This is a genomic window from Aquisalimonas asiatica (genome assembly GCF_900110585.1).
Lineage (GTDB): Bacteria > Pseudomonadota > Gammaproteobacteria > Nitrococcales > Aquisalimonadaceae > Aquisalimonas > Aquisalimonas asiatica.
Window position 1 is genome coordinate 1 of the sequence record NZ_FOEG01000021.1, and the last position, 2,461, is coordinate 2,461.

1 protein-coding gene and 1 pseudogene are annotated in these 2,461 nt (G+C 62.9%); one reads left to right on the top strand and one right to left on the bottom strand.

The annotated features are described in order from the left end of the window. Positions 1-164: 164 nt before the first annotated feature. Positions 165-323: pseudogene (locus BMZ02_RS18620) on the top strand (transposase); the annotation flags it as partial. Between the two features lie 151 nt (positions 324-474). Here the strand turns inward: BMZ02_RS18620 and BMZ02_RS18625 are convergent. Beyond that, entirely contained in the window at positions 475-2,382 is a 1,908-nt protein-coding gene (locus BMZ02_RS18625; RefSeq protein ID WP_091646592.1) for a methyl-accepting chemotaxis protein, read from the bottom strand. Positions 2,383-2,461: the final 79 nt, after the last annotated feature.

A 2,461-nucleotide genomic window follows, 5' to 3' on the forward strand; every position in this document is an offset into this window, starting at 1 on the left:
AAGTGTAAAGAACTCCGGAATCCAATCAACTTTCCTGGTCAGTGCCATATACTCTGCCTACCTGAAACAACGCTGAGCTAAGCCGCTGGCCGGCGCTATGATTCGAGCATAGGAGGAAGCCCATGAGTACCCAGAGATATACCCCCGAGTTCAAGGAATAGGCCGTGCGCCAGATTGTTGATCGTGGCTACTCAGTCGCCGAGGCCCCCGAACGGCTGGGGGTCTCTGCCCATAGCCTTTACAAGTGGGTAAATGCGGTCAAGCCGGACAAGAGTGACCAGCAAGCCGCTGATCTGGTCGAGGCCAAGTGGGATGTCTGCCGCCCAGCGTTTATGAGCGACAAACGGCAGCGGCACCAACGATCACGATCGTCGGCAATTGTTTGATCACCACACCGGGGAGGCTGCAGCCGGGGCTATGCAGCACGGCGAGCGGCCCGGGATGTGTGTCCCGTCGGTGGAGCGCTGGCCCGGCCTAGATCCGGAACCGCCCCACCACCTGACGTAGCCGTTCGCCGGTGCGCGCGACCTCTTCGCTGGACTGCCGCGTCTGCTCCATGCCACTGGAGCTGTTGCGCGCCGCTTCCACGATGGCCGTGATGTTACGGTTGATCTCCTCGGCCACCTGGCTCTGCTCTTCCGCCGACGTGGCGATCTGGGTGATCTGCTCGTGAATCCGTCCAACCTCGTGCTTGATGGTTTCAATTGACTCCCCGGCGGTGCGGGCGCGTTCGAGGTTGCGCTCGGAACGCGCCCGCGAATTCTGCATGGTCTCCACGGCCGTGTCCGTCTCGCTGCGCAGGTTGCCGATGATCTCGCGGATCTGGCCAGCGGACTCGTTGCTGCGCTTTGCCAGCCCTCGGACCTCGTCGGCCACCACGGCGAAGCCGCGTCCGTGCTCCCCCGCGCGAGCCGCCTCGATGGCCGCGTTGAGCGCCAGCAAGTTGGTCTGCTCCGTGACCTCGTGAATGACGTCCAGCACCGTCTCGATTTCGCGGCTACGCTCGGCCAGCGCCGTTACCGCCTGCGACGTGGCATCAATATCCTCGGCCAGCGTCTGCATGGATTCGAAGTTCTCGCTGACGTGCTCATGCCCCGCCCGGGCGCTGCTGTCCGCCTGCCCGGCCGCCTGCTGCACCGTACTACCGTTTGCCGAAATCTCCTGGATGGTCGCGGTCATCTCGTTGATGGCCGACGCGATCTGGTCCGTCTCGTCGCCCTGTTTGCGGACGATATCCCGCGTACTGGTGGCGACCTGCTCCAGCTCCGTTGCTGCGGAGGCGAGCTCATGGGTCGTGCCATCAACGTCGCTGATCGCCGACTGGACCTTGTCCACGAAGCCGTTGAAGCCGGTGGCGAGCTCCGCCATCTCGTCGCGCCCCTGCACCGGCAGGCGCTGGGTGAGATCGCCCTCGCCAGCGGCGATGTCGCGCATCCTGTCGGTCAGCGTTCGGATCGGTCGGGTGAGATAACGGGCAAAAACCAGGGCGACCCCGATCACCAGCGCAATGACCACCAGTCCCGCGACCACCATTTGCGTGGTCATCCGGTTCGCGGCGGCCAGCATTTCATTGCGCGGGATCACGCCGATGAAGCGCCAGCCCAGCTCCGGTGAGGTGTAGACGTTGGCCTGGTATGCCTCGCCGTCCAGCGACACCGTGAGGCTACCGTCCGCGGCGGCTGCGAGCGTGGAGTACCCTTCGCCGTCCAGTGAACGGATATCCTCGAACGCATGCTCGGGGTTTTGCGGGTCCACCAGCACCGTGCCGCTGTCCTCGATCACCATGAGATAGCCCGAGTCACCGAACTCAATCTCGCTAACCCGCTCGCGCAGTTGCTCCAGGGATATATCCACGGACTGCACACCGACAATGTCACCGTCGCCGCCCTCGATGGTGCGGGCCAGACCGACCAGAGCCACATCATCAACGTCGAAGTAATATGCATCGGTGAGCACCACCTGACCGGGATCATCCGTGGCCGCCTGATACCAGGGGCGCTCCCGGGGATCGAAGCCCGCGGAGATCTCTCCCTCGGGCCACTGTGCGTAACCACCGTCAGGCGTGCCCATGTATACGTATTCGAATGCGGGGTTGGCCTCACCGAGACGCCGGTAGTGCTCGAAGATCTCCCCCTCCACACCACCGGCTTCAGCCCCCTCCAGCGGGGTTACCTCACGGGTGTCCACGTAGCTGCTTAGTTGTCCATCGGCGTCGCCCAAGACGGGAAGCCGGGCGAGATACTCCAGGCTCTGTCTGGCGTGCTGGATGAATTCAGTGGTGGCGAAATCGATCTGGCGGATTTCGCGTGTACTCGCCTGGGAAAAGGCCTCGACCCCACTGATACGGGCCTCGCGTATGGCGAGAGCTGAAGTGGCCCCCAAATTTTGGACAGGTGCCTAAGCTCTGATTCATCATCTCCACAAGGAGGAGAATCATGAGCAAGAAACGCAAGCAATACAG